Here is a 23,596-nt window from a genome sequence, read left to right on the forward strand (position 1 = left end):
ACGCAAAAAGAAGGAGAACCGCCATGTCGCTTCAAGCCAAGCTCGACGCATTCAAAGCCGATTTCGAAGCCGGAAAGCCGCCCTACAGCGTACCGCGCGAAGTCATCGAGATCATGCACCGCGCCACCGCCGAGCTGATCGCATCCGGCGCCGCGCAACGCGCCCTGAAGGCCGGCGACGTCGCCCCGTCCTTCTCGCTAACCGATCCGGAAGGCAACATCGTCAGCTCCGCCGATCTGCTCAAGCGCGGCCCGCTGGTGCTCAGCTTCTATCGCGGCGTCTGGTGTCCCTATTGCAACATGGAGCTGCAGGCGCTGGAAGCGGCCAGGCCGGAGTTCGACAGATACGGCGCATCGCTGGTCGCGATCTCGCCGCAGACCGCGCCGAACAGCCGCAAATCCGTGCGCCAGAACAAGCTGTCATTCCCGATCCTGTCCGACGCGAAAGGCAAGGTCGGCGAGGCCTTCGGACTGCGCTTCCACCTGCCCGACTATCTGGTCGAGCTCTACAAGAAGCTGAAGAACGATCTGCCGACTTTCAACGACGATCCGAGTTGGACGCTGCCGATGCCGGCCCGCTACGTGATCGGGCAGGACGGCGTGATCCTCTACTCCGAGGTGAACCCGGACTACACCCATCGCCCAGAACCCGACGACATGATCCCGGTTCTGCAGCAGGCAACGTCCGTCAAGGCATGACGGCGTCTGAAGCGGCTGATGGAAGATCATCGTCGGCCGCTTTCATCTTGCGCCACCTGCGCCGGCGACATCTCATGCGGACGAGACGATTGAGCATATACTAGATATTTTCTGACATTCATTGTCTCATTTACCTAACCTATCGTCTGTCCGTGATCGTCCACCACCCCAACACGGAGAGCCACCATGTCCCGTCTTGCAGTCCCCAATCTCGAAACCGACAACGGCCCGTCGGGCCAGGTCTATGCCCAGATCAAGAAGGCGATCGGCAGCGTGCCGAACACCTTTGCGGCGATCGCCGCGCACGGCCCCGCCGCGCTGAAGTCGGTGCTTGCCGCCGATGCGGTGCTGGCCGGCGGCAGCCTGACCAAGCGCGATCAGGAGATCATCAAGCTCGTGATCAGCGATGCCGGCGGCTGTGACTATTGTGTCGCCGCGCACTCGCATCTTGCCAAGCTCGCCGGCGTCGATCCTGATGTGCTCAGGCAGATCCGCGAGGGTGAGCAGACCGGCGATCCCAAGCGCGATGCGCTGGTTCGACTGGTCCGCAAGCTCGCGCAGTCGAGCGGTACGGTCGGCGAGGCCGATTTCGCCGCGATCAGGGCCGCGGGCTACAGCGATGCCCAACTGGTCGAGATCAGCCTCGCATTCGCGACCACCGTCTTCACCAACGTCTTCAACCGCATCAACGACACCGACATCGACTTCCCCGCGGTCGCGTGAAGCACCGCGCCAAGCCGCTTCCATCAAGCCGCTGCATCATGTCGCTCGCACAAGGAACACGACCATGACCACGCTTTCCACCACCACGCAAAATCCGCAAAATCCGCTTCTCCGCGCGCTCGATAGGTCGGGCCTGCTGGCCGGGGACATCGACTACCACATCGTGCGCGCCGCGATGGTGATCATGTTTCTCTTCTTCGGTTACCAGAAGTGGTTTCCCTACGAATTCGAACGGCTGGTCCCGTTCATCAGCAACGGGCCGCTGATCTGGTGGCTCTACCCGGTGTTCGGCCACGCCGGCGCCAGCTACTTCCTCGGCGTCTCGGAGTGGACCTTCGGCGCGCTGCTGTTCGCCGGCTTCTTCGACAAGCGGCTCGGCGTGCTCGGCGCCCTCGGCTCGACCGGGACCTTCATCGCGACCGTCACGATCATCCCGTTCATGCCCGAGGGCTGGGACGTCGCGGCCGGCGGTTTCCCTGCGATGACCGGCAACGTGCCGTTCCTGATGAAGGACGTCGTCCTGCTCGCCGTCTCGCTCTACCTCCTCAAGCAGGATCTGGTTCGCCTGACGCGGCAATAGGTGGCCCTGCGAATGGCGGTGCGTCGCCGGCGAGCCCGCTAGCTCGCCGGCGATTGCGCGTTGCGAATAAGGCATTGCCCGATATGGCGAATGCGCCGCGGTTGCCAATCCGTTCCGATCCCGATGCCGGTTCGCGCGACATTGGCTTATGCATGCAATGCCCGTAGTTCTCCGGCCGTGAACATAGTTCCGGTCGGACAGAGAAGAACCTCAACCAAAACAGAGGCTCAACCCAATGAAACGGCACCAAGCGGCATTTGAACGGCATGATTCGGAGCTAGACGGCACCCAGATTGACACTGGATTGGCACAGCCCCGTTCTCTGTCTGATCTCGCCTCCTTCCTCCACGGCTACGTCATCAAGGCGCAGGGGGACGACGACGAAACGAGGGGAAGGCGCGGCCGAGCCGCCAACCTCGAGGGGTTGGCCAAGACCCTCCCCGATGCCGCCAACGCCGACCACGCTTACGCGATCGTGGTGCTCATGCGCCAGCAGGCGGCGGAACTGGCGGAACGTGACCCCACCCTCTCCTGGCTCCCTGAGTGGAAACCGAGGGTGGCGGTGAGCGCGGGAGGCCGGGCATGAACGTCTGCATGCGCGTCCCTTGCTACATGGACACCGCCGGCAATTGCTCGGCGTGCAGTCCCCGCCCCTACTATGCGCCGAACCCGGACCCGTTGAGGCAGCCGCAGCCGCAGTACGGATGGCCCATCCCGCCGGTCGGCTGCATCTGCCCGCCAACGAGCGAACAGACCTGTGAGAACCCCGGCTGTCCGCGGAAGAACCATCTGAAGGCGGCCGGCCCTATCGCCTCTCCGGTGAAGGGAGGCGCGGCATGACCGAGGCAGAACGCAATGCGCTGATCGAGGAGTGTGCGATCGCGGCTGAGGCCCAAGATCGAACCGGACACGAATGGGTTCACGGCAGCCTCTGGGACAACATGATGAAGCGCGCTGGCAATAATGTCCGGCTGCTCAAGACGCGCCCGATCGCTAAGCCCGGCTTGGAGTTGGCCGCGCTTCGACAAGCCATCATCGACAACACTCACGGCGATATGTTCTGGATCGGCGAAATCCTGCTGAGCGAACTGGAGAAGGAGACCGGGTTTAACGGGTCCACCCCTCCCCGCCTCGCGGTCGCTGCGAAAGGCGGTGCGTAGATGGGTGATCACATGCTCAAGGCCATGTCCATTGCTGACCGGGTTGTCTCGCTAGCGGAGGATTCGCTTTCCGGGCTCGATCGAGTGATCGGCGCCTGGCCGGCAGAGTTTCGCGCGATTGTCTGGGACGCCGTCGCCGACATCGCGACCCGCCGGGCTGCCGCAGCTCGCGATCGTTCCTGAAGAAGGATGATCCCGATGCCTGATGCACCGCAAACAAACTGGCGATTGCTCCGTGTCGCGGAGTCGATCTGCTCTTGCCTGCTTACGGACGGCTTCTGTGGCCCAAAGCATAGGCCTGATTGCCGGTGCTGGACGGCTGCCCGCGCCGCAGTTGGCGGTCTGATGAACCAGGCGAACCCTTGTCTCGATGAAGCGTGGCCCCGCATGTGGAACACGGACGAGCGCAGGGCAAACCTCAACGCGCTCTGCAAAGCTATCCTCGCAAAAGAAGATGAGTTGACCGCAATGCATCGCGCAGATGCCGCCACCCCTCAGTAGAGACCACACCGATGACATGTCCGGCCGCGCAGCTCGCCAACAAGATCGAGGTTCATCTGAAACTCGACGAAACGCCGGGCTATTACCTGAGCACTGAAGATCAGCAGATGATCGTCGATTGTCTGCGGTTCACTTCAAGGTGCAACTTGGCGTCGATCGAGCGCACCATCGTCGATTATGTCGATGCCGCCGGAGGCGAGACTTTCCAACGCGATGCAGAATGGATGATGGACGGCGAAGCAGAGATTAGCCTGACAGCCCTGGCACTCGCTGTTGAGCAAGGCCTCGCGATGCCGGCAATCCCGAATGGAGACGGTAACCATGGCTGATCTGCCCAAGATCGATTCCGAAGGCTTGCGCATGGCAAAGAAGATTGGCTCCGACCGCGTGTCGTCAGCGGCGCGCGTTTCGTTGGGGTGGGCAGGAGAAACGATGGGCGATGATCGGGAGTTGATCGTCGAGACAATCGCGAAGGCTATCCGCGAAGCTGAGCGCAAGGAAGGCCACTGCGACGATGGAGATACCTATCGCAGCTACCTGCCGGCCGCCCAAGCCGCTATCGATGCCTACCATGACTATATTCGGCGGCATGCCTGACCGAGGAACTGCTCCAAGACAAGGATACCATCACATGCCGAAGAGATTGTCCGCACTCCCCAAGTCTCTGCATGCCGGTCGCACCGTTCGCCTCGGCGGCAAGACGTGGACAGTGCAGGAAGCATATAGCGAGCGCGTCTATGGTTCGGATAAAATCTTCCGGACGCTCCGACTGGTGCTCACCGAGTAGCCCCGATGGTTTACGCCAACATCATAGCTCGAAAGAAGCGACCGAGCATGGCGGGCCTACGGCGGCGGCTGTTCGAGTTGCACGGTGGTATCTGCGCGTACTGTCGGCGCAAGACCGAGATGCCGAGCATGTTGCCCGGCAAGCATCACGACCTTATCGCCACAGTCGAGCACATCATCCCGCTTTGCCGCGGTGGCCCAATGAAGGGCGACAACGTCACGCTGGCGTGCGCTGCCTGCAACTCGCTGAAAGCAGATAAGAGCCCGCACCAGTGGGCGGAGTTCATGATGGACAATCCGCAGTGGTGGCTGAAGTCAAAGCTGTGCCGGGTTCGTGTCACGATGCCCGTGAAGGCCGCCGTGCTGCCCATCGACCATTCACGCTACATCCTAGCCCACGGGAAAAAAGCCTATAAGCGATGGATCGAGAAGGGCTGCCCGCCACCGATCGAGGCGACGCGACCGCTGCACCGCGACGAGCCGGTCCCTATCGAGTTCACGGACCCCGGCCAGCAGGCAGCGTTCGAAACCTACGCCAGCAAATATCGGCACGTTCTACGCGTGCCGGCATATACGCCGTCTTGAGCAGGGAGAGATTTGATGCGACCGAACAAATCAATGCACGAGACATTCGGCTCCGACGCGAACTGTCTTGCTATGCTGATCCACCTGGCCTCGTTGACCAAGGGCATGAATGACGGCCCCTACAAGATGGGCTTTGAACAGGCCATCGAGGAGGCCGGAGCGTATCTGGATCACCTCAATGGCGACGGCAACGACGTGGCGCAGACGCTCATGGAGCAGATGTGCGGCCTGATCAACGGCTGCTATGCCCTCACGGAAGTCAACGGCACTCTCGAAAGCGTCTTGCATGATCCGCCCAAGGGTGCCGCTTAGCGCAGTTCGTAAACAGGGATTTCAGAGATGACGCCGAAGCAAGTAGCCGACGCATGGAACTCCGTCACCGACGAATGGTGGGCTCGCCGCAACAAAGCCAATGCCGATCATGAACAGTGGGAGGTCGTTCACCATTGGGGCGGCAATCTGATCTCCGAGGACACGATGAAGATCGTGGCCAAGTTCGGATCGAGGACGGAGGCCGATCAGAAGAGGTCCGAGCTGGAGGATGAGGCCCGCGGCGCGGCCGTCATTCAGGCTTGGCGCCACCCCTAAGCCAGGAGTTCAAAGATGGCCAAAAAGGCTTTTGACAAGATCGCGGCTGGCCTCAACGACGCACTAGAGACCGCCCGCGAACGCACTCCATACAATGACGGCTATACCCACGAAGCACTGCATGCCGCTCACATAGCAATTTCGATGTGGGACGATCACGTTCTACAGACGCGGTGCGCCGAAGAGTTCCCGGACGTGAGGGCAGCGACCGAGAAGGCAGCCAAGGCAATGGCGGACGTCTACCAGCTCATCGGCCAGAAGTTCAAAGACGACTGACTCCCCGCCCCTCTCCTGCTACCCTGCGGGGATGGAAGACAGAGTGAAGATCAGCCGACCACCAGAGGCGGTTCCGAAAGCCGGTAGCTACAGGGTCGATCACCCAGGAGGCCCAACGTGGTTCTATTATGACGATGAAAAGAGCCGACGCCTCCGCCCTGAGGCGATGACCAGCGAACAGGCGCTGGAGGCCGCCAAGGCATTTGCTCGAGAGAAGCGGGCTACAGCGTAGCGCCCACAGAAGCGTGTTGCCGGCCTCTCCAAGCGATCCAGCCGGCCACCACGGCGAACGAGCAGAAGATCAGGAACGAGTTCGCCATGCCAAACGGCCCGTTCAGCGGGCTGATCAGGATCGCCATGTAGGCGAACGCCAGCATCAGTTGGGCCGCTACCGATCCGCCGCGCACCACATGAGCGTAAGCCGCTCCCGACAGGAAGCCCCAGAAGAGAATGACTACCGGGCCGAGGTAATAGCCGGCGTCCACCAGCCATGCGCCCCACGCGTTCGGATACCAGCCGAGCATTCCAGCGCTGGCGAGCTCGCTGCGCATCGTCTCCGGCAACTTGAGCTGCGGTGCGAACACGTCAAACAGCGGTGAGAGGATGCCGATCTGGTAAAGCCCAAACGTCATTGACAGGGATTCGGCGTGCTCGACCGCCCGCTGCACGATGGTAGGGCTATGCGTGAGGTAGACCGCGTTACTGGCAAAATCCATCACGCTGGTGGCAGGCAGATGGCCCGACTGAACGGCATCGACCAGCCACGGGCTGAGATGGAGATCCCACCGCTCATCAGCATGGCGCAGGAAGCCGGCGAAATCCGTTGAGTACAGGTTGCGGCGCAGCGTCCACACCAGGTTGATGTAGGCCACGAACGCGACGACCACTGCGCCGGCCTTCGGCCACAGATACCAGCCACGCGGCACGAAGGTCTGCCCGGTCAGCGCCCTCACCATGCCGCAGGCGACTGCAAGCAGCACGACCAGAAGTATCGGCATGCGCCCACCATAGAGCACGGAATAGCCGACCATGGCGAAGATCGAGGCTTGCGCGAGCCAACCGGCCAGCCGGCCGACCTTCTCGCCCTTGAGAAGAAACAGGCATGTCGCGGCGCAGGAAAACGAGACGGTCAGATATCCGATGTAGAGCAGCACCGAGCGCCTGATCGGAACTCCTTCAAGAACCTGCTCGGAGCGCCGATCGCGCAGCGCCGTGATGCCGATCGACCAGTCCTGTCCGCTTAGAAATACCTTGTCGATCGCGATCAGCGCGCAGCCAGCGAGGCCTGCGACGGCGCACAGGATAATCACCCTGTCGAGATAGCCGAACTCTTCCTTGCGGTGCCGTTCCGGCATTTGAACGGGCATCGTCGCGAACGAGGAGCCTAGGCCAAAGGTGACCACGCCGCACGCCATCAGCGCCCACGCGAAGAAGCCGGGCGTGTACAGGTAATGGATCGGCGCGACTTCGAAGATCGTAACGAAGGCGATCCACACGATACCCATCAAGATTTCGGGTCGAAGCGCAGCTTTGGTCATTGCGACCGTCGCAAGAGGGACAGTTCCGGAAGCAGGCGGCGGGAAACGATGCCGAGGGCCAGCCACGTTACCGGGTTCGTTGGGTTGAAACCGAGCATGGTGTCGAACACAAGGCCGATGCAGAATACCGCGAGCACGCGCGTTGCGTCATCGGCGTCCGATAGACGCAGGAACATGAGCAGCAGCATGCCGCCGTAGACCACTGTGAACAACAGGCCAAGCGGGAGCCCGCTGGTCAGAGCGACGTGCACCGGCGCGAGATCGGCCTGCTCGCGGTCGATCTCCACCGGCTTGTAGTCGTTGGGCGAGATGTAGTTGACCACAAAACGGCTGCCAAGGCCGAGGCCGAACAACGCGCTGGCCCAGCCGTGCCGCTCCTTCTCCCAGACGGATTCCGCCTCCGTGCTGCGCGCGCTGGTGATGCGGACGATCGGATCAACCGTCGCCTCTTTCGCCGCGGAGACTTCCGAGCCGCCATTGAACGTCGGCGCCGGGCTGAACCGATCGACCACCGAGGTTACGACCGGCACCTTTGTCATGGTTCCGATCTTCAGCACGACGAAGCCGAGCGCGAAGCTGATCACCGGAACCGCCACGCAAACTACGGCGATGCGCCGGTACGGTTGTTCCCGGCGGATCAGCCACAGCGCCAGCGCGACCGAGAACACCACCGCCAAACCAAGGTACACCGCACGCTTGTTCCCGAAGATCACGAGCGCAGACCCTACGAGCGTGATGAGCGGCTTGCCCATTGTCAGGCTGAAGCTGACGGGAAGCAGCGCGAGGTTCGGTTGGAAGCTGTAGCTGCCGGACTGCAGCCCGGGCGTCATCGCGTACATCACGGCGGCGATGAGATAGCCGGCGAGGATCGCGAAGGAAAACACCTTCAGGACCGCGAGGGGAATGGGCCTCGTTCCGAGCGTGCGGCCGACGAGATAGAAGGTCAACAGCACCGCGTACTGAAATCCATGCCGCAGGTATCCGAACCAGTCGATGCCTGCATGCAGGCCGCTGAGCGCGCCAACCAGGATGATCGCGATGAAGCAGCCGGAGAAAGCATCGAGGCTGCCGGCCAACTCGTCGCGACGGACGAACAGATAGCAACAGCCCGTGAACAGCAGGACGCATCGCAGCGTCGTCAGTAGCCACACCGCTTTTATGTGGGTGACATATTCGAAAGTATAAGAAACCGAGAAGACGAGCGCGAAACCGATCAGTAAGAAGAGCAGCGCCCGATCAAGAAAGCGGATTTGCCGACTCGATGGCGCCTCCGCATTCTCCCAAATGCTTGTTTTTCTGAGAATTTCCTGCACGCTCAACCGCGTTGTCCCACAGATAATCGCGACGAGATTGCACAACTCTAGGGCAACCGCAACCACAGATTTTACCGCTAATCTCCGGTGTTGAGGTACAACCGCACCGGGAGGGTTGCCCGACTCTCGGAATAGCTGCTATCAAGCGGGCATTAAACCCGTGGGACAACCGATGTTTTCCGACACTGCGGCGTTAGTGGGGTGGCTGACGCTTGGAATATTGTTTGCGGCTCTATTGGTCGTAGGACTTTTGAACCAGCGCCGGCCGCGAACACCGGCCAGAAACGACAAAATGCCCGACGCCGATTAGGCGCCGGGCAAGTCTGGGAGGAAACAGGCCTGAGAAAGCATCAGGCCGAGCACCGCCGGTCAGGAACGATCCGGCGGATTGGTTAGCGGCTGTACTCGCCGTCGATGTTCCCGCGGCGAGGTGCTTGAATGAAGCCGTTGCCGCGGCGAAGATCCGCGATCTCCTTGTTGGCTACTTCGATCAGACCCTCCACAGCGACAACGCGCTGATCGACCAACGCTACAAGCTTCTCGGTCGCGTTCTGCTTCTCGATGGCGCTGGCGATGATTTTCAGCGTCTCCTCAATCGCCTTCACTCGATATTCGAGCATGTCGAGAGCCCCGAATTTGTACCATCCCCCGATGAAGCCAAGGATAGCCAGGCCCACAAGGATGAGATTGCCGGCGTTGATCGTCGGATCGAAGGTCATTCCAATTCCCGCCTATCGCTTGATCCTGCATGCCCTGAAACGTGATCACGCCATCGCCTGGCGCCTCGATCACTTCCCGAAAGACTTTGAAGCCGTCAGCCTCTCCGAGGCTATGCTCAGTGAGCTTGTCCTCGATCAGCCGCTTGGCCGAGTCCTTCAGGCTCTTCTGCACCTCGCGAATGCAGACCGAGCGAAGGCCCTTTTCGGCGAGGCTGTCCTCTATCAGAAGGTCCGCGTAGAAGTGAGACTTGCCCGAGCCGCGGCCACCATGCGCTCCTTTGTACCGAGCCGGTGCCAGAAGTGTCTCAAAGACCTCAGCCGTCGGAATTCGAAGGACGGACAATCACACGCTCGATCTGATGCACGACTTGGACAGGATTTGCCTCGTCGCCGGCGAGCGCAATCTTGTCGCCGTAGATTTTCGGCAGCGCCTTGGAGAGCAGCCAGCGCCGCGCATCAAACCGCAGCCGCGACCGTTGGACGTGCTCGCCATTCAACCGGTACAGCTTCTGATCGCCCTCGCCCTGCTGCTCGATCCAGTCGTTTCGGCCATCGTCGGCGAGCTCGAGCACCTCATCGGCCATGGAGTGGTAACCAATCTCCCGGGCTTGGCTGTACCGCAGCAAATCCCTCCCGGTCTTCCAGCGCCCATAGGCGAACCGTGCTCTCCGCCGGCAGAGCCTCGTCCCGGCAGACCGCCCGCAACGTCTGGCCCTCGCTCAGCCGCCCGAGAATGGTCGCGGCAATCTCCGCCGTGTACAGGGTTGGCCGCCCTGGCTTCGGTGCTTCGTCAGTCATCGCTGTTGATTGGACCCTAAACGACAAAACCCGCCGCGGCGGTGCCGGGCGGGCGCATTTATTCACTCAAACTGATTTGCGGGACAATATCGCCTACGCGGCTGTAAGGCAAGGGCCTTTGCGGGGAGAACGGTTCGCGCTGTGGAAGCAAGGCTCCCACAGCGCGGTGTTTTAATGCAGGTGGCCGATCAAATAGACGCCCCCTCCTAGACGATCACAGCCGGAACGGCAAAGACCTACTTAGTTCGACGTGCAAACCTTGACCGTCTTCATGCCGGTCTCGGCTTCGGCACGGGTCTTGTAGACCGTGTCGCCGCTCACGACGGTCGTCTCCGTGGTCGTCGGCTTCGTCTCGGTGATCGTGCACTTCTTGGTCTTCGCGTCCTGCACCACGTAAAACGACTGCGCAAAAGCGGGAGCCGCAACTGAAGTCAGCACAGCGGCAGCGATAATCACTTTGAAGTTCATGTTGTTCTCCTCCTCAGCCCAGAGCCCGGGCTCGCCACCGCTAATCTCTTCGACTGCCGCTTGTTCCTCACAAAGTTGCCATTTTTGCCCGACCGTGCGCGAAACCATTGGAAGAGCGCTGCGTTGTTGGGCGCATCGTGGCTGGAGGCTTGATCAATGAATGCGCGGCTCTTTCTGACTTCCGTTGGGCTATCGTTAACGCTTTTTTCGGCCGCTCTGGCCGGAGAGCCAACGAAGGATCAGGTTCAGCCCAATGCTCAGAGCGCAGCCGAAGCCCGCCCGATCCGCGTCGTCCTCCCAGCGCCTTGGGAGCCGAGCACGAAGCAGGCCGAGACACAGTCCGTAAAGTGATTATTGAGGGTGCTTCGCGCGTCTCAGTAACGGCTAATTCAACTAAGGTCGGGTTGCTCGATGACCTTGCTCACATCCGGTTCATCGACCCCATCTGTCCGATTGCACTCGCAAGGCATGCCTGCGCCGCATTGACAGCCACGTGCCTCGGCAGTCCACGGCAGATGCGGGTGGTTCTCGCAGACCCACCCCAAGCCGAAGCAGATCGAGCAATTGGGCTTGGTCATTCTTGAGTTTTGTCGGGGAGCCCTAATTCCTTGCGAACCGCGGCAGCGGAGTTGCCAACCTTATCGACGGCCTTTTGAAGGTCGTCCTTCGACACGCCAAGCGCGTGGGTCCAGTACTTCACTTCGTGCGGTTCGTGCATATTGATCTTCGACCGATCGGGCTGCACGCGGTTGGTGAGATTGTCGGACATAGCCTTGTCTCTCGGAATAAAGAGACCCTCAGAAGATCAGGTCAATGCAAAGCTACTGCAGTAACGTCGCCGCGCCGACGCCAGTTCCTATTGGCGTCTTGAACGGCCCCTCAACGAGCTCGGTCGGAACGCCCACGGGCGTCCCGCTAACCTGCATGTCTAACACCTGCCAACCGAGGGCCTGATTTCGGGCTATCCACCGCCCAAGAGACGAGCTGAAGTCGCCGCGCGCATGAGAGGAGCCGCCCATGTCGAGATTAGCAACTGTATTTCTGCTGACCCTAGCCGCAGCCGCAGCTGCAGCCAACGCGCAAGACAACAAGTCTCAGCAACCGCAAGCGCCAGCGACGACCAGCGCGGATGAAACACGGCCGTTCCAGTTCGACGGGCGAATGGTCGGTGATGGCAGACGTCAGGATGCGCCCGTTGGCCCAGCGACAAAAAGGAAAGCTAGGCCACATGGGGATAAATAGTCCCGTATCCCTTGCGCGGTGAGGTAGATCGGCAGCCGTGAGGAGCGGTCGGCAAGTTTGGCCCCAACTTGAGACGGCTCCCGGCTTCCCCATAGCCTGAAACCGGCGCTCGGTAACCATACATGGCTCAAAACTAACATGGAGCAACGACGCGAGGTATAATGCGGCTTTATTGGTGATCCATGTTGGACAATGAATTTAAGAAGCAGCGGGCAATCCTGATCCGCGACCTCGCTGAAAAAGCGGACGATCCTTTCATAAAGCAGCGGCTGCTCGCCCTTGCCACGCGATACGAGGGGCCCGTCAAAGCCAACGCTGTGACGCCGATGTCAATCGGTGGACCGCGTAAATCCGGGAACGAGCGCTACTAAGCAAGGCTAGAGCGGCCCGTCCCCCAATGGGCCAGCGGCCCAATCGCAATTTCAAGAAGCAACAAGGATTGACTCTACCGGGAAGCGAGGTGTGATATAGCGACTTCGACGGACCCCGGAGGCTGCGATGCTTGAACTTTCTGTTTTCAAGTTTGCCGTGGATCTTTTTGAGAAGTTCATCAAAGGCGTTCGCGAAGCGGGCAAGGATAGACGAGAGAAATTCGAACGAACTTGCAAGCCTCTCTTTGAAAATCTGGAGCCCATTGCAAACGAATATTTTCTGACAGTTGAAGAAGCTATCCGCGGGCTAAAGAAGCCCAACGCAAATTTGGACGACCTCTTCGACAATATTGCCAAACGAAGGGCCGCGATAGTGATAGCTCGCGATGGAATCGTGGGTCAGGCCGACGCATTCAAGGGCAGCTTTGGGGAGTTCGCAGATAAAGACGAATACGCGCGACACGCACTCGCGTTCGCGGACGCAGTATCCTCATATTTCACTGATGCTGGAAGCGCGATTCTGGGAGGTCCCAGGACAGCCATAAGGGGACTTCTGACGGAAATCGACGAAGTCCGTAATTCTCACTTCACTGATGAGAATGAGCTCTCGCAGCAAATGAGAGACTTAATTAAGCGAGCAGAAAACCGCCTCGAGATGCTTCAATCCAAATGGAAAGAAGTCGCGAGACACTACAAGGCGCTCCAATGATTCTGTGAGCCCTAGCGCTTCCTACTACCTTCGTCATGTCCTGCCTCCGTTTGTCCATTGTGCCATCAGCTGATCGTGCCAGGCCATCGCCTCCCCTGCATAGATACGAACGGACGCGATCTCCAGCGCCGCGGTCGCCGTCTCTGGCTCGACGTCGAACCATCCGCCGGTCTTTGCGTGAGGCGCGAGATCGCACTGCACGGCCTTCGCAATGGTCGTGGCAATGCCTCGATCCGGCACCCACAGCACGCTGCTGATCGCGACCGGCGCGGGTGAGGCCCGCTGCATCCGGGTGACAGCCGGCGCCAGATCCTCGGCGTAGCTTCCCTCAGCCGCTTTGCCAAGGTGTAGTGGCGTCGAGATGGAGCTCTATCCTCCCATCCGACTAATAGCTTCATTGCTACCAATTGATCCAACAGTGTCAGCACCTGATCGTCAACGGTAACTACATTTCCAATCAGGCCGAGTGTCTTGGAATTGATCGCAGCCTCAGTCGTATTCGTTTTTTTCATCGTCATCTCCTGAGAGAGCCCCGTCCGCGACATGCATCCGGCTAACTCTAGGAGGCATTTACAAGTTTCGAAATCGCTCGATTGTGGACCGCATTTTTTGCAGATGATCGCCTCGAGCGACTCACGTTTCCAAGATTATCGCCTTGAGACTTGGGAGGCATGGTCAAAAAAGTGAGCGAGCTGTAGCGTTGTCGCGCATCAACTCCGCGCACTCTTCAAGTCCATGCATCGCAGCGGCATTGGCTGCGACGAACGCACGATTGCCAAAGGAAAGGGGTGGGCTCAAAATCCCGCTCCCATTGTGATGTGCGTATGCGCGGACGCCATGGGCGCTACGGTTGAAATCCTGATCGTCTGACAACGAATATTGCCTTCTGCCGCTGCTCTCAGCCCGCAAGATGGCTCGAAGCCAAGCGCTCACAGCCGAATTCAAGGCCTGCTACATGACGAGAATGGAGCCCTCGTCTATGCGCCCATGCTTGAACGCCTTCAAGGTGTAGTCGGCCATAGTGCCTTGTGTGATTGGGGTAACATCGATCCGTGCTAACCGACGGTTCAGATACTTTCGGCTATTTTCCTGAAAGTGCTGATCTAGTGGTACCGTCAAGCGCGAGAGCGGCCCCCGCATCCAGTACTGAAATTCGACCGGAAGAATTGGATCATTACGCGGCGGCACAAGAGCGATCACATTGTAGTGCAATCCATCGTTGGCCGTCACAGACTGGCCAACCTTGTCCCGATTCCATCAGATATCGGCAGGACCATAAGCGACTGGGTTGCCGCGCTCAGGCCGTGGCTGGCCTTCGGCGGTTTCGGTGATAGAGACTTGTTTTTCTTTTTCTTCTTCTTTTTCTGCCCAAAATGAAGGTTCTTGAAGTCCACGTTCTTTAGCCATCGGCTAATTTCGAGCGAATCCTCTTTCGACAATTTTCCAAGCGGCATGTTGAGGTCTCAATTCATGTCGGGTTTCACGGCACTCAGAGACGAGCTGCCCTCCGCGTCTTTACGGCAGAACTGAGCGTATCGTCTCATATCTGACGGAAGAGCTGGTCCGTCAGGGACACGAGGTCACGTTATTCGCGGGCGGACACTCGATCACTTCGGCAGAACTCGTGCCGTGCTCGAAAATAGCGTTGCGACTTGATCATTCAGTCAAGGACATGACGCCGTATCATGTCATGATGCTGGATCAGGTTGCGAAGCGTGCCTACGAATTCGACGTGTTCCACTTCCACATAGACCATCTGCACTATCCCCTGATGCGGCCCTACGCGGATCGGTTCCTGACGACCTTGCACGGCCGGCTCGACCTTCCCGATCTGATGCCGTTCTATTCGGCTTTTCCCGAGCCTCCGCTCGTCTCGATTTCCGATGCTCAACGCCGTCCGATGCCGCCCGTGAACTGGCTTGGGACGGTGCTTCACGGATTGCCCAACAATGTGCTGCCGTACAAAAACCCGTCGTCCGGCGACTATTTCGCATTCCTCGGCCGCATCTCGCCTGAAAAGGGAACAGATAAGGCGATCGAAATCGCGACCAGGTCGGGAGTGCCGCTCAGGATGGCGGCCAAAATCGACGCCGCCGATCAACGCTACTGGGATCAGGTGATAGCACCCATGGTCGCCGCGCACCCTAGTGTGGAGTTCGTGTGCGAGATCAACGAAGTCCAGAAAGCTGAATTTCTTGGCAATGCCCGCGCTCTGCTGTTTCCAATCTGTTGGCTCGAGCCGTTTGACCTTGTTATGATAGAAGCAATGGCGTGCGGGACGCCCGTGATCGCCCTTGCGCACGGCTCCGTACCTGAGGTCATCGATCACGGCGTGAGTGGCTTTGTGGTCAACTCCGTCGATGAGGCGGTCGAGGCGGCAAAATCGATCGGAACGTTGGACCGACAGATGATCCGCAAGCGGTTCGAGGAAAGCTTCACGGCGGAGCGGATGGCGCGGGATTATCTGGCGGCGTATCGCCGGCTGCCGGCATTGCGGCAGAAGGCGCAGCTCGACGTGTTCGCGGTCCCCTCGTGCGACGGCGTGATCCGGATGCCGCCACCTCCCGCCGGCCTCGAATTGGGCGTCGCAACGGCCGGCTGACCGCCTGCGGTGATACTGCCGGGAACGGAATCGCCGAGCAATTGTTACGACGATACACTAGGAGTCGCCGCCATGCGCCGCGCAAAGCTTCAGCCGATCCGTAACAAGCTCGATCTGACCGACCGCGCCCAGGTGCGCTTAATCAAGAAGCGCCTCAAATTATCCGACGCCGAGCTGACGACCATCGTCGAGCGAATCGGCAATTCGCTATCCGCAATCAGCAAGGAAGCCACGCTGCAAAAGGCGACCGTGCTGTCAACGCCGACTGACGTCCCGCCAGCCACGGTGATCGCTTCCGCAAATTGCGGTGAGCCAACGACATCGGAAACCGTGGCGGCCGCGCCGGCTTCATGACGGCTTTCCTCGGGGGACAAAATGGATCGACCAGCACTTTCCGACGACGCCTTGACGCGGGCCGCGTCGAGCTTGCGTCGCTCCAGGATCACGGAAGGTAGGCCGTTTCCGCTCGGCGCCACCTGGGACGGACTTGGCGTCAACTTCTCCTTGTTCTCCGCGCATGCCACCAAGGTCGAGCTTTGCCTGTTCGACGACACCGGCGAGACGGAGCTCGAGCGGATCGAGCTTCCCGAATATACCGATGAGGTCTGGCACGGCTATTTGCCCTCGGCCCGTCCCGGCACCGTCTACGGTTACCGGGTTCATGGTCCTTATCAGCCAGACGCCGGACACCGGTTCAATCCCAACAAGCTTGTGCTCGATCCCTATGCCAAGCAGTTGCTCGGCCAGTTACACTGGGGACCGGAGCTCTTCGGCTATCAGCTCGATCATTTCGACAAGGATCTCTCATACGACGAACGTGACAGCGCCCCCCTGATGCAGAAATGCCGGGTGATCGATCCAGCATTCACCTGGGGCACAGCCCGCAAGCCTGAGACGCCGTGGGAGCGGACGATCGTCTACGAGATGCACGTCAAAGGCTTCACCCAGCTGCATCCGCTCGTTCCCAAAGCAGACCGCGGTACGTTTTCAGGCCTCGCGCATTCCGAGGTGCCGGCGTATTTGCGCTCGCTCGGCATCACCAGCGCGGAGCTTTTGCCGATACATGCCTTCGTCGACGACAGCTATCTGGTCGAGAAAGGCCTGCGCAACTATTGGGGCTACAACTCCATCGCCTTCTTTGCACCAGAACCACGCTACCTGAAGACGCCGTTCGCGAACGAATTCAAGGCTATGGTCAACCAGTTCCATGCCCATGGCATAGAGATCATCCTCGACGTCGTGTACAACCACACCGCTGAAGGGAACGAGCTCGGTCCGACTTTATCGTTCAAGGGCATCGACAATGCGAGTTACTATCGCCTGCTGCCCGATCAGAAGCGATACTACATCAACGACACCGGCACGGGGAACACGGTGAATCTCTCGCATCCACGCGTGCTCCAGCTGGTTGCGGATTCCCTGCGCTACTGGGCGACCGAGATGCGCATTGACGGCTTCCGCTTCGACTTAGCCACGATCCTGGCGCGCGAGCCGTACGGGTTCGATGAGGGCGGCGGCTTTCTGGACGCATGCCGCCAGGACCCCGTACTCTCCAGCGTCAAGCTGATCGCCGAACCATGGGACATCGGCCCCGGCGGCTACCAGGTCGGCCGGTTTCCACCGGGATGGGCCGAGTGGAACGATAAATTCAGAGACACCGCACGCGCCTTCTGGAAGGGCGATCCGGGCACCCTCGCTGACTTTGCCAAACGCGTCTCCGGATCCGGCGACCTCTTCAACAAGCGCGGCCGCCGGCCATGGGCCAGCGTCAACTTCGTCACCGCCCACGACGGATTCAATCTCAACGATCTGGTCTCGTATAACGACAAGCATAACGAAGCGAACGGCGAGGACAATCGCGACGGCCACAGCAACAACCATTCATGGAATTGCGGTGCTGAAGGACCGACGGACGATCCGGAGATCACGGCGCTGCGCGAGCGCCAGAAGCGAAACCTGCTGGCGACGATGCTCCTGTCTCATGGTACGCCGATGCTGCTGGCCGGCGATGAATTTGGTCAAACCCAGCAAGGCAACAACAATGCTTATGCACAGGACAACGAGACCAGCTGGCTCGACTGGATGAACATGACCGCGAACGGCCGCAGTCTTCGCGAGTTCACACGCAAGCTGATCGCCACGCGCAAGGCGTTTCCCATTCTGTTTCGCAGCCGCTTCCTTGTCGGATCCCACAACGAAGAGCTCGACGTGAAGGACGTCGCCTGGCTATCCCCGTCGGGGGAAGAAATGACGATCGACCAATGGCAGGACGGCAATGCCAAATGCTTCGGCATGCTTCTCGACGGACGCGCACAGGAGACCGGCATCAAGCGTCGCGGATCGGACGCGACCATGCTGCTGGTCTACAACGCCCATTACGACGTCGTGAACTTCACCTTGCCAGACGTCACCGACGGGAGCAGCTGGCTGGGCCTGATCGACACCAATCAACCCGACCTTCAGATGCCGTCGTTCGAATTCGGCCACGCTTATGCAGTGACGGGGCGATCTCTCGTGGTGTTCGGCCTGGCGACCGAGAACATCGCGACGCGCCGCCTGCGGCAAGGTCTTGGCGCGCTACTCGATGTCGCCGAGACACCCCTGCGCGACTAGAGGCCAGCAGCATTGGCTGTCTCCGGCCAAAAAGGGACGATCAAGCGTCATAGATCATCCTACAAAGGTTGCCCTTGCCCCTCAGCGCGGCTTTGCATGATCTCCGACGAAATCCGTAAGCACCAAGCGGTGCCGCACGCAACAATGCGGCGACAGAGGTGTTGTTGGAGCGGTTGCGGCTTTACCCCTTGCGCAACCAACGATGGCTTCGAAATGGCTCGCATCCTGATCGGCACATCTGGCTGGCACTACGATTCCTGGCGGGGCCCGTTTGTCCCGGAGGGATTACCGCTCAAGCAGCAACTTCACTATTACGCCAATCAATTCGATAGCGCCGAGCTCAATGGTGTGTTCTATCGCACACCCACGCCGGAGTCGGTCAAGGCCTGGCGGGAGCAGACTGGCAAGGACTTCGTCTTCGCCTGGAAGGCGTCCAAGTTCATCACTCACTGGAAACGTCTGTCTGACGCCTGCGAAAACAGCCTGGACCTTTCGAGGATCGCGCTAAAGTCTCCGTGGCAAGATGGGCCCAATCTTGTTCCAGCTACCACCCCAATTCGAGGCGAACGCCGACCGGCTCGCTTCGTTCTCCAAGCTGTTGTCGAAGAGGCGTCGCTACAGCCACCGCGCGCCGCCAGGCCCGACACCGTAGACGCCAACCTGGCGGTCGGACGTGCCAAGGCGGATGCCAGCGGGACATTCGAGGAGGCCGCCGCGCATCTGTCTTCGCGCGAGTTCTTCTCGATATTGAGTGACGCCTCGGCGCTCTCGGCCGTGCTGCAGAAGGGATGACCGCGTACCGAGTGCTTGGGGGACCTCACTCTAGGGGCTTGAACCAATCCTTGATCCGAGACGACTTCCCGCACGTTGCGAGCCTCCGCGCTCTCGCCTCTGAGCTTCGAGAAAATGTGGCAATATCCTGCCTCTTTCCGGAACCTTGCCACCATTCGCGGGTTCTCGCATGCCGCATCTGGCGGCGAGGAGAACAACATGAACAAGCTTCTACTGACGACGGCCATCGCCGCGCTGATCTCGACCGGCGCGATGGCGCAGTCGACGGTCGTCACCACCACCGGAACCGGTCACGCGGCTGCCGTGCAGATCGAGCCGGAATACCGCACTAAGATCCGCACCTACGTGACCGAGCACAAGGTTCGCCCGGTGCAGCAGAAGATCGTGGTCGGCCAGCCGGTGCCGCGCGAAGTCGAACTCGAGGCGGTGCCCGCCGACTGGGGGCCTTCGCTCACCAAGTACCGCTATGTCTACTCGGGCGAGCGCGTGATGCTGGTCGATCCGTCGACCCGTACGGTCCTCCAAGAGATCGACTAAGCCTTCCCGGCGGGTCGCTGGTAGCAGCGGCCCGCCATTCCAATGCGGCCCCCCCGATATCTGATTTCTCATTTGCGAGTGGCCGTTCATGCCGATCATCCGCTGTTTCGTATTCGTCGGCGGCTTCTTGCTGGCGCTGCTCTTCGCCGCGGATCGGTATCTGCCGCTCCCGTCGAAGCCACCACGGCGGCCGACCCCGACAGGACCATCATCCGGATAAAATCGGCGAGGAGCCTTCCGGAGAAGATCGTCTTCGACACCAGCCCGCAGGCTGAAGCGCCGATCATCGCGCAGACCGATCCGCTCCCTGAAGAACTTCGGCAGCAAGTGCGAGAAGCCTGGCCGCCGTCCCTGAAGCACCTTCCGGCGAGCCCCGGAAGGAAGCGCCGGCCAGCGTTGCGGCGGTCCTCAAGCATCCGAAACGGTCGGCAAAGCTGCAGAAGCGGACACCCGACCGGCGTCTCGCCCTCGAGCGGACCGATCCATTTGCCGGCAGGTGGTGGTGACGGCACCCGCGACCAGGCCGCCGGCGATACCCGGTCCCCAACCGCCCCAGCCGCCTCGCCAATGGGCTTCGGCAGGAGAGGTCGTGGCAACGGAGGCCAGACCGAGAGCGCCGACCATCAGCGCCGACAATGCAATCTTCTTCATCGAGCATCCTTTCAAGTTGTTCGACCGCCCCACCGACAACGGGAACAAATGGCAATGGTTTTGCTGGCCCCGGTGTCGAGCGGGCAATGGATGTGCCCGGCGCCGGGGCAGCTTCTCTCGAGCGTCGAGCTTGGACCACAATAGCAGGTCTGGTTGGGTTCAGTTCATGTTGCGCCCGCGGAAGCTCTCGACGGCCTTCGCTTGATGCGACCGCGCTAACTTTGTTGAATTCACCGCACAGCTTTTCCGCAGTAAACTAAACTCTTCTTGCGTTGGGGGTTCCCATGTTCGATCCGGCCACCACCGCGCTCTTGCGCGCCGTCTTCGATGAGGTCTGCGAAGACGTCTCGCGCCACGAAACCGCGGCGCGCACCCATGTAGCCTCGAGAATCCTGGAAGCGGCCACCGGCGGCGACACCTCGCCCGAAAGGCTGAAGTAAGTGGGACGCGAGGCCCTCCACGACGCGCCGACGATGGGGCGATAGGAGGAAGGCGGGGTGAACTTCCAGGTCACCGTGCTCAAGATCCTGGTGAGCTATTCCGATGGATTCGCCGTGATGGCGGACCTCAAACGCGACATGGCGATCCTGGCGACGAGCGGGCGGGACTGGACCGAACGGACCAAGCGCCTCGGCGCTCGGGTGCCGGAGCTCGACATCTTCTCCCAAGGGCTGGTCGAGCGCCTGAATGGCGGATGGCGAATAACGGAGAAGGGCCGATCCTTGCTTGAGCTTATGGAAGCAAGGCCTGCCGAGACGATGGCGGAGAGCGCTGCGCCCGCCGTGGAGCCGCCGGGTTCAAGTCCAGCGGCGCCCCCACCTCTCGCCGCCAGGCGCTTTGGCCGAAGCCAGCGCCTGCAGCGCCGACGTGCGGCACGCGAGCGGGCCCGCGCAAAAGCGTGCTGAACGCGCGATCGTCCGGTTGACGCGGCTTACCGGAAAAACCGGAAACTTTTCGAAGCCCCTTGAGTTGGCAGCGACTGGGTTCTCTCCGGAGAGTGAGCATGGCCGGCAACGTCGTCTTGAAGAACGCCACGGAGGCCGCCTGGACTGTGTATCGGGCGCGACACCCCGATGTCGGCGCGCATGATGGCCGACGCTGTCTCATGGAGCGCCACCTGCATCGGAGGTGGGAGGAGCGACAGAGCGATGCCGAAGAACTCGCGACCTTCCGTTTAGCCTATCTGCACCGGCTTCCCAGTGACGAATGTTGATGTGCATGAAAATGCTCGTCGCACGCGCAGCCATCGGAAGTACAAGGCCCGGTTGGACGCTGCTCGCGATTTCGTTTCTGATTTCCGCGATCATCGTGATGGGCCTGCGCATCGCGTTCGGAGCTTAGCTCGATGCGGATCGCCCAGCTTGCCCCGTTGGCCGAGAGCGTTCCTCCGAAGCTGTATGGCGGCACCGAACGGGTGATCGCCTGGCTGGTGGACGAGTTGATCCATCTCGGCCACGACGTCACCCTGTTCGCCAGCGGAGATTCCGGCACGAAAGCCAAGCTCCACGTCGTATGGCCGCGCGCACTACGCTTGGGGCGGAAAGGCGTCGACCCGAACGCCGCCTGCGCGCTCTTGATCGAGGCCATCGGCGAGCACGCGCGCGACTTCGACGTGATTCATTCCCATGTGGATTGGTTGCCTCTGCCGGTCCTGAGCCGCACCGGAGTGCCGTTTCTGACGACCATGCACGGTCGGCTCGACCTTCCGGGGCTGCCCGATGTGATCGGGACTTTTCCTAAGGCTCCTTTTGTCTCCATCTCCGATAATCAGCGGCGTCCGCTTCCAGGCGCCAACTGGATCGCGACGATTCAGCACGGATTGCCGAAGGACCTGTTTCGCCCCTCCTACGAAGCCGGGTCGTACCTGGCGTTTCTCGGGCGGCTGACGGCGGAGAAGGGGCCGGAAGCTGCGATACGGATCGCGCGCGCCGTCCAGACGCCGCTTCGGATCGCGGCCAAGATACCAAGAGCCGAGACGGCCTACTTCAAGAAGAAGCTCGAACCTGAGATCGACGGCGAGAAGGTCCAGCTCATCGGCGAAGTGGACGAAAGCCGGAAGCAACCTTTCCTCGCAGGCGCCGCCGCGCTGCTGTTTCCGATCGACTGGCCGGAGCCGTTCGGCCTGGTCATGATCGAGGCGATGGCGTGCGGCACGCCCGTGATCGCCTACCGTTCAGGATCGGTGCCGGAGGTCGTCGAACACGGCGTCACCGGCTTCATCGTGGACGACGAGGAGCAAGCGATCGAAGCGGTCAAGGAAGCGCGCCGGCTGGATCGAAGCACAATCCGTGCCCGCTTCGAGGAGCGTTTCGTCGCCAGCCGCATGGCCAGGCAGTACGAAGAGAGCTATCGGGGACTGGTCGCTCGGAAAGCGCACCACGCCTGAGGTGCGTCTCTCGCGCCAAGGATCCGAAGGCGCGGGTCGTAATCGCGCGTTCCGATCCGGGAACAACCGGCAGTCATGGGCGTTGGGGAGGGCATCCGAACGGGTGCTGCACTCACGCTGGAGGAGAAATTCCATGAAAAGCTTTCTTGCTGTCGCCTTGCTGAGCACCGCCGTTGTCGGGGGCGCCGCGTTCGCGCAATCCGCTCAGCCGGCCGACCGCGCCGCGCCGGCGGCTACCGCGCAGCCCGCCGACAAGATGATGCTGAAGGACAATTGGCGCGCTTCGAAGCTCATGGGCCTGAACGTCTACAACGAGGCCAACGAAAAGCTCGGCGACATCAACGAACTGCTGGTCGACAAGAGCGGCAAGATCAACGCCGTAGTGATCGGCATCGGCGGCTTTCTCGGGATGGGCGAGCACGACATCGCGGTCTCGATGGACAAGCTCAAGTTCGTCGAGGAGCCGGTCCGGACAAGCTCGACCAGCACCACCACCACTACGCGCGATACCACCACCGGTGCGGCTTCCACGACCACGACGAACCGCAACACGAACGATTGGGTGCCGGACCACGCCGTCATGAGCGGCAACAAGGAGCAGCTAAAGGCGCTCCCGCAGTTCAAGTATTCGGACTACAACTGACGGGACCAAAACTGACGGGACCAAGCGTTCTCGGATTGAGGGCCTTCATCGGAGGCCCTTTTTCTTTGGGCTGGCACGAAGCGAGCCAAAGAAAACGGCCCGTCCGGGATGCGGGCGGGCCGTTGGTGCGAAAGCCAGTAGCTCATTGCATATGAACCAGGAAATAGCCGACGCCGCCAACAACGAGGACGGCAGGAACGGCCCAAAGAATCAATACGGGCATTTTTTTCTCCAATTGCTGGCCGTAATGGCGAAAGGTGCTCTCCAGGCGATTACGCACGGTATCTGTGCGTTGATCGGCGCAGGCCTGCAGGCAC

33 protein-coding genes and 3 pseudogenes are annotated in these 23,596 nt (G+C 60.7%); 25 read left to right on the forward strand and 11 right to left on the reverse strand.

The genetic code is table 11. From position 1 onward, the window contains the following. Positions 1–23: 23 nt before the first annotated feature. From JQ633_RS31940 to JQ633_RS31995, 12 genes are all read left to right on the forward strand, one after another. On the forward strand, positions 24–698 hold the full coding sequence (locus JQ633_RS31940) for a peroxiredoxin-like family protein (RefSeq protein ID WP_211989708.1): 675 nt from the start codon (positions 24–26) through the stop codon (positions 696–698). A 186-nt stretch (positions 699–884) separates the two neighbouring features. Beyond that, entirely contained in the window at positions 885–1,421 is a 537-nt protein-coding gene (locus JQ633_RS31945) for a carboxymuconolactone decarboxylase family protein (RefSeq protein ID WP_211989710.1), read from the forward strand. Positions 1,422–1,485: 64 nt separating this feature from the next. Continuing rightward, positions 1,486–2,001 (forward strand): YkgB family protein, encoded by a 516-nt coding sequence (locus JQ633_RS31950; RefSeq protein ID WP_211989712.1) that lies wholly within the window; start codon positions 1,486–1,488, stop codon positions 1,999–2,001. 235 nt (positions 2,002–2,236) lie between these two features. Continuing rightward, positions 2,237–2,587, forward strand: a complete 351-nt coding sequence (locus JQ633_RS31955) for a hypothetical protein (RefSeq protein ID WP_211989713.1) — start codon at positions 2,237–2,239, stop codon at positions 2,585–2,587. 250 nt (positions 2,588–2,837) lie between these two features. Further along, positions 2,838–3,161, forward strand: coding sequence for a hypothetical protein (locus JQ633_RS31960; RefSeq protein ID WP_211989714.1), 324 nt, complete (start codon positions 2,838–2,840; stop codon positions 3,159–3,161). Next, positions 3,162–3,344 (forward strand): hypothetical protein, encoded by a 183-nt coding sequence (locus JQ633_RS31965; RefSeq protein WP_211989715.1) that lies wholly within the window; start codon positions 3,162–3,164, stop codon positions 3,342–3,344. A gap of 329 nt (positions 3,345–3,673) precedes the next feature. Beyond that, a complete protein-coding gene (locus JQ633_RS31970) occupies positions 3,674–3,991 on the forward strand; it encodes a hypothetical protein (protein ID WP_211989716.1) in 318 nt (105 codons plus the stop codon). Next, the gene (locus JQ633_RS31975) at positions 3,984–4,259 is read left to right on the forward strand and encodes a hypothetical protein (RefSeq protein ID WP_211989717.1); all 276 of its coding nucleotides are present in this window, start codon (positions 3,984–3,986) and stop codon (positions 4,257–4,259) included. Before JQ633_RS31970 ends, JQ633_RS31975 begins: the two co-directional genes overlap by 8 nt. A gap of 195 nt (positions 4,260–4,454) precedes the next feature. Beyond that, positions 4,455–5,033: an HNH endonuclease gene (locus JQ633_RS31980; RefSeq protein ID WP_211989718.1), complete on the forward strand. Its 579-nt coding sequence runs from the start codon at positions 4,455–4,457 to the stop codon at positions 5,031–5,033. A gap of 15 nt (positions 5,034–5,048) precedes the next feature. Continuing rightward, positions 5,049–5,345: a hypothetical protein gene (locus JQ633_RS31985; protein WP_211989719.1), complete on the forward strand. Its 297-nt coding sequence runs from the start codon at positions 5,049–5,051 to the stop codon at positions 5,343–5,345. A gap of 27 nt (positions 5,346–5,372) precedes the next feature. Beyond that, positions 5,373–5,621: a hypothetical protein gene (locus JQ633_RS31990; protein ID WP_211989721.1), complete on the forward strand. Its 249-nt coding sequence runs from the start codon at positions 5,373–5,375 to the stop codon at positions 5,619–5,621. Between the two features lie 15 nt (positions 5,622–5,636). Then, positions 5,637–5,897, forward strand: coding sequence for a hypothetical protein (locus JQ633_RS31995; protein WP_211989723.1), 261 nt, complete (start codon positions 5,637–5,639; stop codon positions 5,895–5,897). Between the two features lie 221 nt (positions 5,898–6,118). Here JQ633_RS31995 and JQ633_RS32000 read toward each other — a convergent pair whose 3' ends face one another. From JQ633_RS32000 to JQ633_RS32030, 8 genes and pseudogenes are all read right to left on the reverse strand, one after another. Next, entirely contained in the window at positions 6,119–7,435 is a 1,317-nt protein-coding gene (locus JQ633_RS32000; RefSeq protein WP_211989725.1) for a hypothetical protein, read from the reverse strand. Further along, positions 7,432–8,754 carry a hypothetical protein gene (locus tag JQ633_RS32005; protein ID WP_211989728.1) on the reverse strand — a complete coding sequence of 441 codons (1,323 nt, stop codon included), beginning with the start codon at positions 8,752–8,754 and terminating at the stop codon, positions 7,432–7,434. Before JQ633_RS32005 ends, JQ633_RS32000 begins: the two co-directional genes overlap by 4 nt. A gap of 386 nt (positions 8,755–9,140) precedes the next feature. Then, positions 9,141–9,467 carry a hypothetical protein gene (locus tag JQ633_RS32010; RefSeq protein ID WP_249159813.1) on the reverse strand — a complete coding sequence of 109 codons (327 nt, stop codon included), beginning with the start codon at positions 9,465–9,467 and terminating at the stop codon, positions 9,141–9,143. A gap of 28 nt (positions 9,468–9,495) precedes the next feature. Next, positions 9,496–9,810, reverse strand: a pseudogene (locus JQ633_RS35290) (phage terminase large subunit); the annotation flags it as partial. After that, positions 9,782–10,093: a hypothetical protein gene (locus tag JQ633_RS32020; RefSeq protein WP_349631644.1), complete on the reverse strand. Its 312-nt coding sequence runs from the start codon at positions 10,091–10,093 to the stop codon at positions 9,782–9,784. The pseudogene JQ633_RS35290 and the gene JQ633_RS32020, both read right to left, overlap by 29 nt. Further along, a complete protein-coding gene (locus JQ633_RS35610) occupies positions 10,041–10,265 on the reverse strand; it encodes a hypothetical protein (protein WP_433995712.1) in 225 nt (74 codons plus the stop codon). Before JQ633_RS35610 ends, JQ633_RS32020 begins: the two co-directional genes overlap by 53 nt. Positions 10,266–10,505: 240 nt before the next feature. Continuing rightward, the gene (locus JQ633_RS32025) at positions 10,506–10,733 is read right to left on the reverse strand and encodes a hypothetical protein (RefSeq protein ID WP_211989732.1); all 228 of its coding nucleotides are present in this window, start codon (positions 10,731–10,733) and stop codon (positions 10,506–10,508) included. Positions 10,734–11,307: 574 nt separating this feature from the next. Further along, positions 11,308–11,502: a DUF3606 domain-containing protein gene (locus tag JQ633_RS32030; protein WP_211989733.1), complete on the reverse strand. Its 195-nt coding sequence runs from the start codon at positions 11,500–11,502 to the stop codon at positions 11,308–11,310. Between the two features lie 655 nt (positions 11,503–12,157). On the opposite strand from JQ633_RS32030, the gene JQ633_RS32035 reads away from it, so the two are divergent. Next, on the forward strand, positions 12,158–12,346 hold the full coding sequence (locus JQ633_RS32035) for a hypothetical protein (RefSeq protein ID WP_211989736.1): 189 nt from the start codon (positions 12,158–12,160) through the stop codon (positions 12,344–12,346). Between the two features lie 127 nt (positions 12,347–12,473). Further along, complete coding sequence (locus JQ633_RS32040; protein WP_211989737.1) at positions 12,474–13,055, forward strand: hypothetical protein; 582 nt, start codon at positions 12,474–12,476, stop codon at positions 13,053–13,055. 33 nt (positions 13,056–13,088) lie between these two features. Here the strand turns inward: JQ633_RS32040 and JQ633_RS32045 are convergent, their stop codons facing one another. Continuing rightward, positions 13,089–13,304, reverse strand: coding sequence for a hypothetical protein (locus tag JQ633_RS32045; protein ID WP_211989738.1), 216 nt, complete (start codon positions 13,302–13,304; stop codon positions 13,089–13,091). Between the two features lie 1,008 nt (positions 13,305–14,312). After that, positions 14,313–14,462 (reverse strand): hypothetical protein, encoded by a 150-nt coding sequence (locus JQ633_RS32050; protein WP_211989746.1) that lies wholly within the window; start codon positions 14,460–14,462, stop codon positions 14,313–14,315. 91 nt (positions 14,463–14,553) lie between these two features. On the opposite strand from JQ633_RS32050, the pseudogene JQ633_RS32055 reads away from it, so the two are divergent. The 5 genes and pseudogenes from JQ633_RS32055 to JQ633_RS32075 all read left to right on the forward strand — a co-directional run. Further along, positions 14,554–15,657 (forward strand): annotated as a pseudogene (locus tag JQ633_RS32055) (glycosyltransferase family 4 protein); the annotation flags it as partial. A 72-nt stretch (positions 15,658–15,729) separates the two neighbouring features. Then, complete coding sequence (locus JQ633_RS32060) at positions 15,730–16,011, forward strand: DUF3606 domain-containing protein (RefSeq protein ID WP_211989748.1); 282 nt, start codon at positions 15,730–15,732, stop codon at positions 16,009–16,011. Positions 16,012–16,032: 21 nt separating this feature from the next. Beyond that, complete coding sequence (glgX, locus tag JQ633_RS32065) at positions 16,033–18,270, forward strand: glycogen debranching protein GlgX (RefSeq protein ID WP_211989750.1); 2,238 nt, start codon at positions 16,033–16,035, stop codon at positions 18,268–18,270. Between the two features lie 213 nt (positions 18,271–18,483). Beyond that, positions 18,484–18,892: pseudogene (locus JQ633_RS32070) on the forward strand (DUF72 domain-containing protein); the annotation flags it as partial. Between the two features lie 368 nt (positions 18,893–19,260). Further along, on the forward strand, positions 19,261–19,599 hold the full coding sequence (locus JQ633_RS32075; RefSeq protein ID WP_211989751.1) for a DUF1236 domain-containing protein: 339 nt from the start codon (positions 19,261–19,263) through the stop codon (positions 19,597–19,599). Positions 19,600–20,007: 408 nt separating this feature from the next. Here JQ633_RS32075 and JQ633_RS32080 read toward each other — a convergent pair whose 3' ends face one another. Next, on the reverse strand, positions 20,008–20,250 hold the full coding sequence (locus JQ633_RS32080) for a hypothetical protein (RefSeq protein ID WP_211989753.1): 243 nt from the start codon (positions 20,248–20,250) through the stop codon (positions 20,008–20,010). Positions 20,251–20,534: 284 nt separating this feature from the next. Between JQ633_RS32080 and JQ633_RS32085 the strand changes: the two genes are divergently transcribed. The 6 genes from JQ633_RS32085 to JQ633_RS32105 all read left to right on the forward strand — a co-directional run bounded on the left by JQ633_RS32085 (position 20,535) and on the right by JQ633_RS32105 (position 23,279). Next, positions 20,535–20,690 (forward strand): hypothetical protein, encoded by a 156-nt coding sequence (locus JQ633_RS32085; RefSeq protein WP_211989756.1) that lies wholly within the window; start codon positions 20,535–20,537, stop codon positions 20,688–20,690. 57 nt (positions 20,691–20,747) lie between these two features. Then, positions 20,748–21,155: a hypothetical protein gene (locus JQ633_RS32090; RefSeq protein ID WP_211989758.1), complete on the forward strand. Its 408-nt coding sequence runs from the start codon at positions 20,748–20,750 to the stop codon at positions 21,153–21,155. A gap of 98 nt (positions 21,156–21,253) precedes the next feature. Then, positions 21,254–21,463 carry a hypothetical protein gene (locus tag JQ633_RS32095; protein WP_211989766.1) on the forward strand — a complete coding sequence of 70 codons (210 nt, stop codon included), beginning with the start codon at positions 21,254–21,256 and terminating at the stop codon, positions 21,461–21,463. 5 nt (positions 21,464–21,468) lie between these two features. Beyond that, positions 21,469–21,591, forward strand: coding sequence for a hypothetical protein (locus tag JQ633_RS35470; RefSeq protein ID WP_283812843.1), 123 nt, complete (start codon positions 21,469–21,471; stop codon positions 21,589–21,591). Positions 21,592–21,595: 4 nt separating this feature from the next. Beyond that, entirely contained in the window at positions 21,596–22,636 is a 1,041-nt protein-coding gene (locus JQ633_RS32100) for a glycosyltransferase family 4 protein (protein WP_211989767.1), read from the forward strand. A 133-nt stretch (positions 22,637–22,769) separates the two neighbouring features. Next, entirely contained in the window at positions 22,770–23,279 is a 510-nt protein-coding gene (locus tag JQ633_RS32105) for a PRC-barrel domain-containing protein (protein WP_211989768.1), read from the forward strand. Positions 23,280–23,596 lie beyond the last annotated feature (317 nt).

This window comes from Bradyrhizobium tropiciagri (genome assembly GCF_018130505.1).
Lineage (GTDB): Bacteria > Pseudomonadota > Alphaproteobacteria > Rhizobiales > Xanthobacteraceae > Bradyrhizobium > Bradyrhizobium tropiciagri_B.

Bases quoted from the DNA above. Each gene is read 5' to 3' on its own strand.
- JQ633_RS31940 (WP_211989708.1), top strand. From the start codon at position 24: ATGTCGCTTCAAGCCAAGCTCGACGCATTCAAAGCCGATTTCGAAGCC.
- JQ633_RS31945 (WP_211989710.1), top strand. From the start codon at position 885: ATGTCCCGTCTTGCAGTCCCCAATCTCGAAACCGACAACGGCCCGTCG.
- JQ633_RS31950 (WP_211989712.1), top strand. From the start codon at position 1,486: ATGACCACGCTTTCCACCACCACGCAAAATCCGCAAAATCCGCTTCTC.
- JQ633_RS31955 (WP_211989713.1), top strand. From the start codon at position 2,237: ATGAAACGGCACCAAGCGGCATTTGAACGGCATGATTCGGAGCTAGAC.
- JQ633_RS31960 (WP_211989714.1), top strand. From the start codon at position 2,838: ATGACCGAGGCAGAACGCAATGCGCTGATCGAGGAGTGTGCGATCGCG.
- JQ633_RS31965 (WP_211989715.1), top strand. From the start codon at position 3,162: ATGGGTGATCACATGCTCAAGGCCATGTCCATTGCTGACCGGGTTGTC.
- JQ633_RS31970 (WP_211989716.1), top strand. From the start codon at position 3,674: ATGACATGTCCGGCCGCGCAGCTCGCCAACAAGATCGAGGTTCATCTG.
- JQ633_RS31975 (WP_211989717.1), top strand. From the start codon at position 3,984: ATGGCTGATCTGCCCAAGATCGATTCCGAAGGCTTGCGCATGGCAAAG.
- JQ633_RS31980 (WP_211989718.1), top strand. From the start codon at position 4,455: ATGGTTTACGCCAACATCATAGCTCGAAAGAAGCGACCGAGCATGGCG.
- JQ633_RS31985 (WP_211989719.1), top strand. From the start codon at position 5,049: ATGCGACCGAACAAATCAATGCACGAGACATTCGGCTCCGACGCGAAC.
- JQ633_RS31990 (WP_211989721.1), top strand. From the start codon at position 5,373: ATGACGCCGAAGCAAGTAGCCGACGCATGGAACTCCGTCACCGACGAA.
- JQ633_RS31995 (WP_211989723.1), top strand. From the start codon at position 5,637: ATGGCCAAAAAGGCTTTTGACAAGATCGCGGCTGGCCTCAACGACGCA.
- JQ633_RS32000 (WP_211989725.1), bottom strand. From the start codon at position 7,435: ATGACCAAAGCTGCGCTTCGACCCGAAATCTTGATGGGTATCGTGTGG.
- JQ633_RS32010 (WP_249159813.1), bottom strand. From the start codon at position 9,467: ATGACCTTCGATCCGACGATCAACGCCGGCAATCTCATCCTTGTGGGC.
- JQ633_RS35610 (WP_433995712.1), bottom strand. From the start codon at position 10,265: ATGACTGACGAAGCACCGAAGCCAGGGCGGCCAACCCTGTACACGGCG.
- JQ633_RS32025 (WP_211989732.1), bottom strand. From the start codon at position 10,733: ATGAACTTCAAAGTGATTATCGCTGCCGCTGTGCTGACTTCAGTTGCG.
- JQ633_RS32030 (WP_211989733.1), bottom strand. From the start codon at position 11,502: ATGTCCGACAATCTCACCAACCGCGTGCAGCCCGATCGGTCGAAGATC.
- JQ633_RS32035 (WP_211989736.1), top strand. From the start codon at position 12,158: ATGTTGGACAATGAATTTAAGAAGCAGCGGGCAATCCTGATCCGCGAC.
- JQ633_RS32040 (WP_211989737.1), top strand. From the start codon at position 12,474: ATGCTTGAACTTTCTGTTTTCAAGTTTGCCGTGGATCTTTTTGAGAAG.
- JQ633_RS32050 (WP_211989746.1), bottom strand. From the start codon at position 14,462: ATGGCTAAAGAACGTGGACTTCAAGAACCTTCATTTTGGGCAGAAAAA.
- JQ633_RS32060 (WP_211989748.1), top strand. From the start codon at position 15,730: ATGCGCCGCGCAAAGCTTCAGCCGATCCGTAACAAGCTCGATCTGACC.
- glgX (WP_211989750.1), top strand. From the start codon at position 16,033: ATGGATCGACCAGCACTTTCCGACGACGCCTTGACGCGGGCCGCGTCG.
- JQ633_RS32075 (WP_211989751.1), top strand. From the start codon at position 19,261: ATGAACAAGCTTCTACTGACGACGGCCATCGCCGCGCTGATCTCGACC.
- JQ633_RS32080 (WP_211989753.1), bottom strand. From the start codon at position 20,250: ATGAAGAAGATTGCATTGTCGGCGCTGATGGTCGGCGCTCTCGGTCTG.
- JQ633_RS32085 (WP_211989756.1), top strand. From the start codon at position 20,535: ATGTTCGATCCGGCCACCACCGCGCTCTTGCGCGCCGTCTTCGATGAG.
- JQ633_RS32095 (WP_211989766.1), top strand. From the start codon at position 21,254: ATGGCCGGCAACGTCGTCTTGAAGAACGCCACGGAGGCCGCCTGGACT.
- JQ633_RS35470 (WP_283812843.1), top strand. From the start codon at position 21,469: ATGAAAATGCTCGTCGCACGCGCAGCCATCGGAAGTACAAGGCCCGGT.
- JQ633_RS32100 (WP_211989767.1), top strand. From the start codon at position 21,596: ATGCGGATCGCCCAGCTTGCCCCGTTGGCCGAGAGCGTTCCTCCGAAG.
- JQ633_RS32105 (WP_211989768.1), top strand. From the start codon at position 22,770: ATGAAAAGCTTTCTTGCTGTCGCCTTGCTGAGCACCGCCGTTGTCGGG.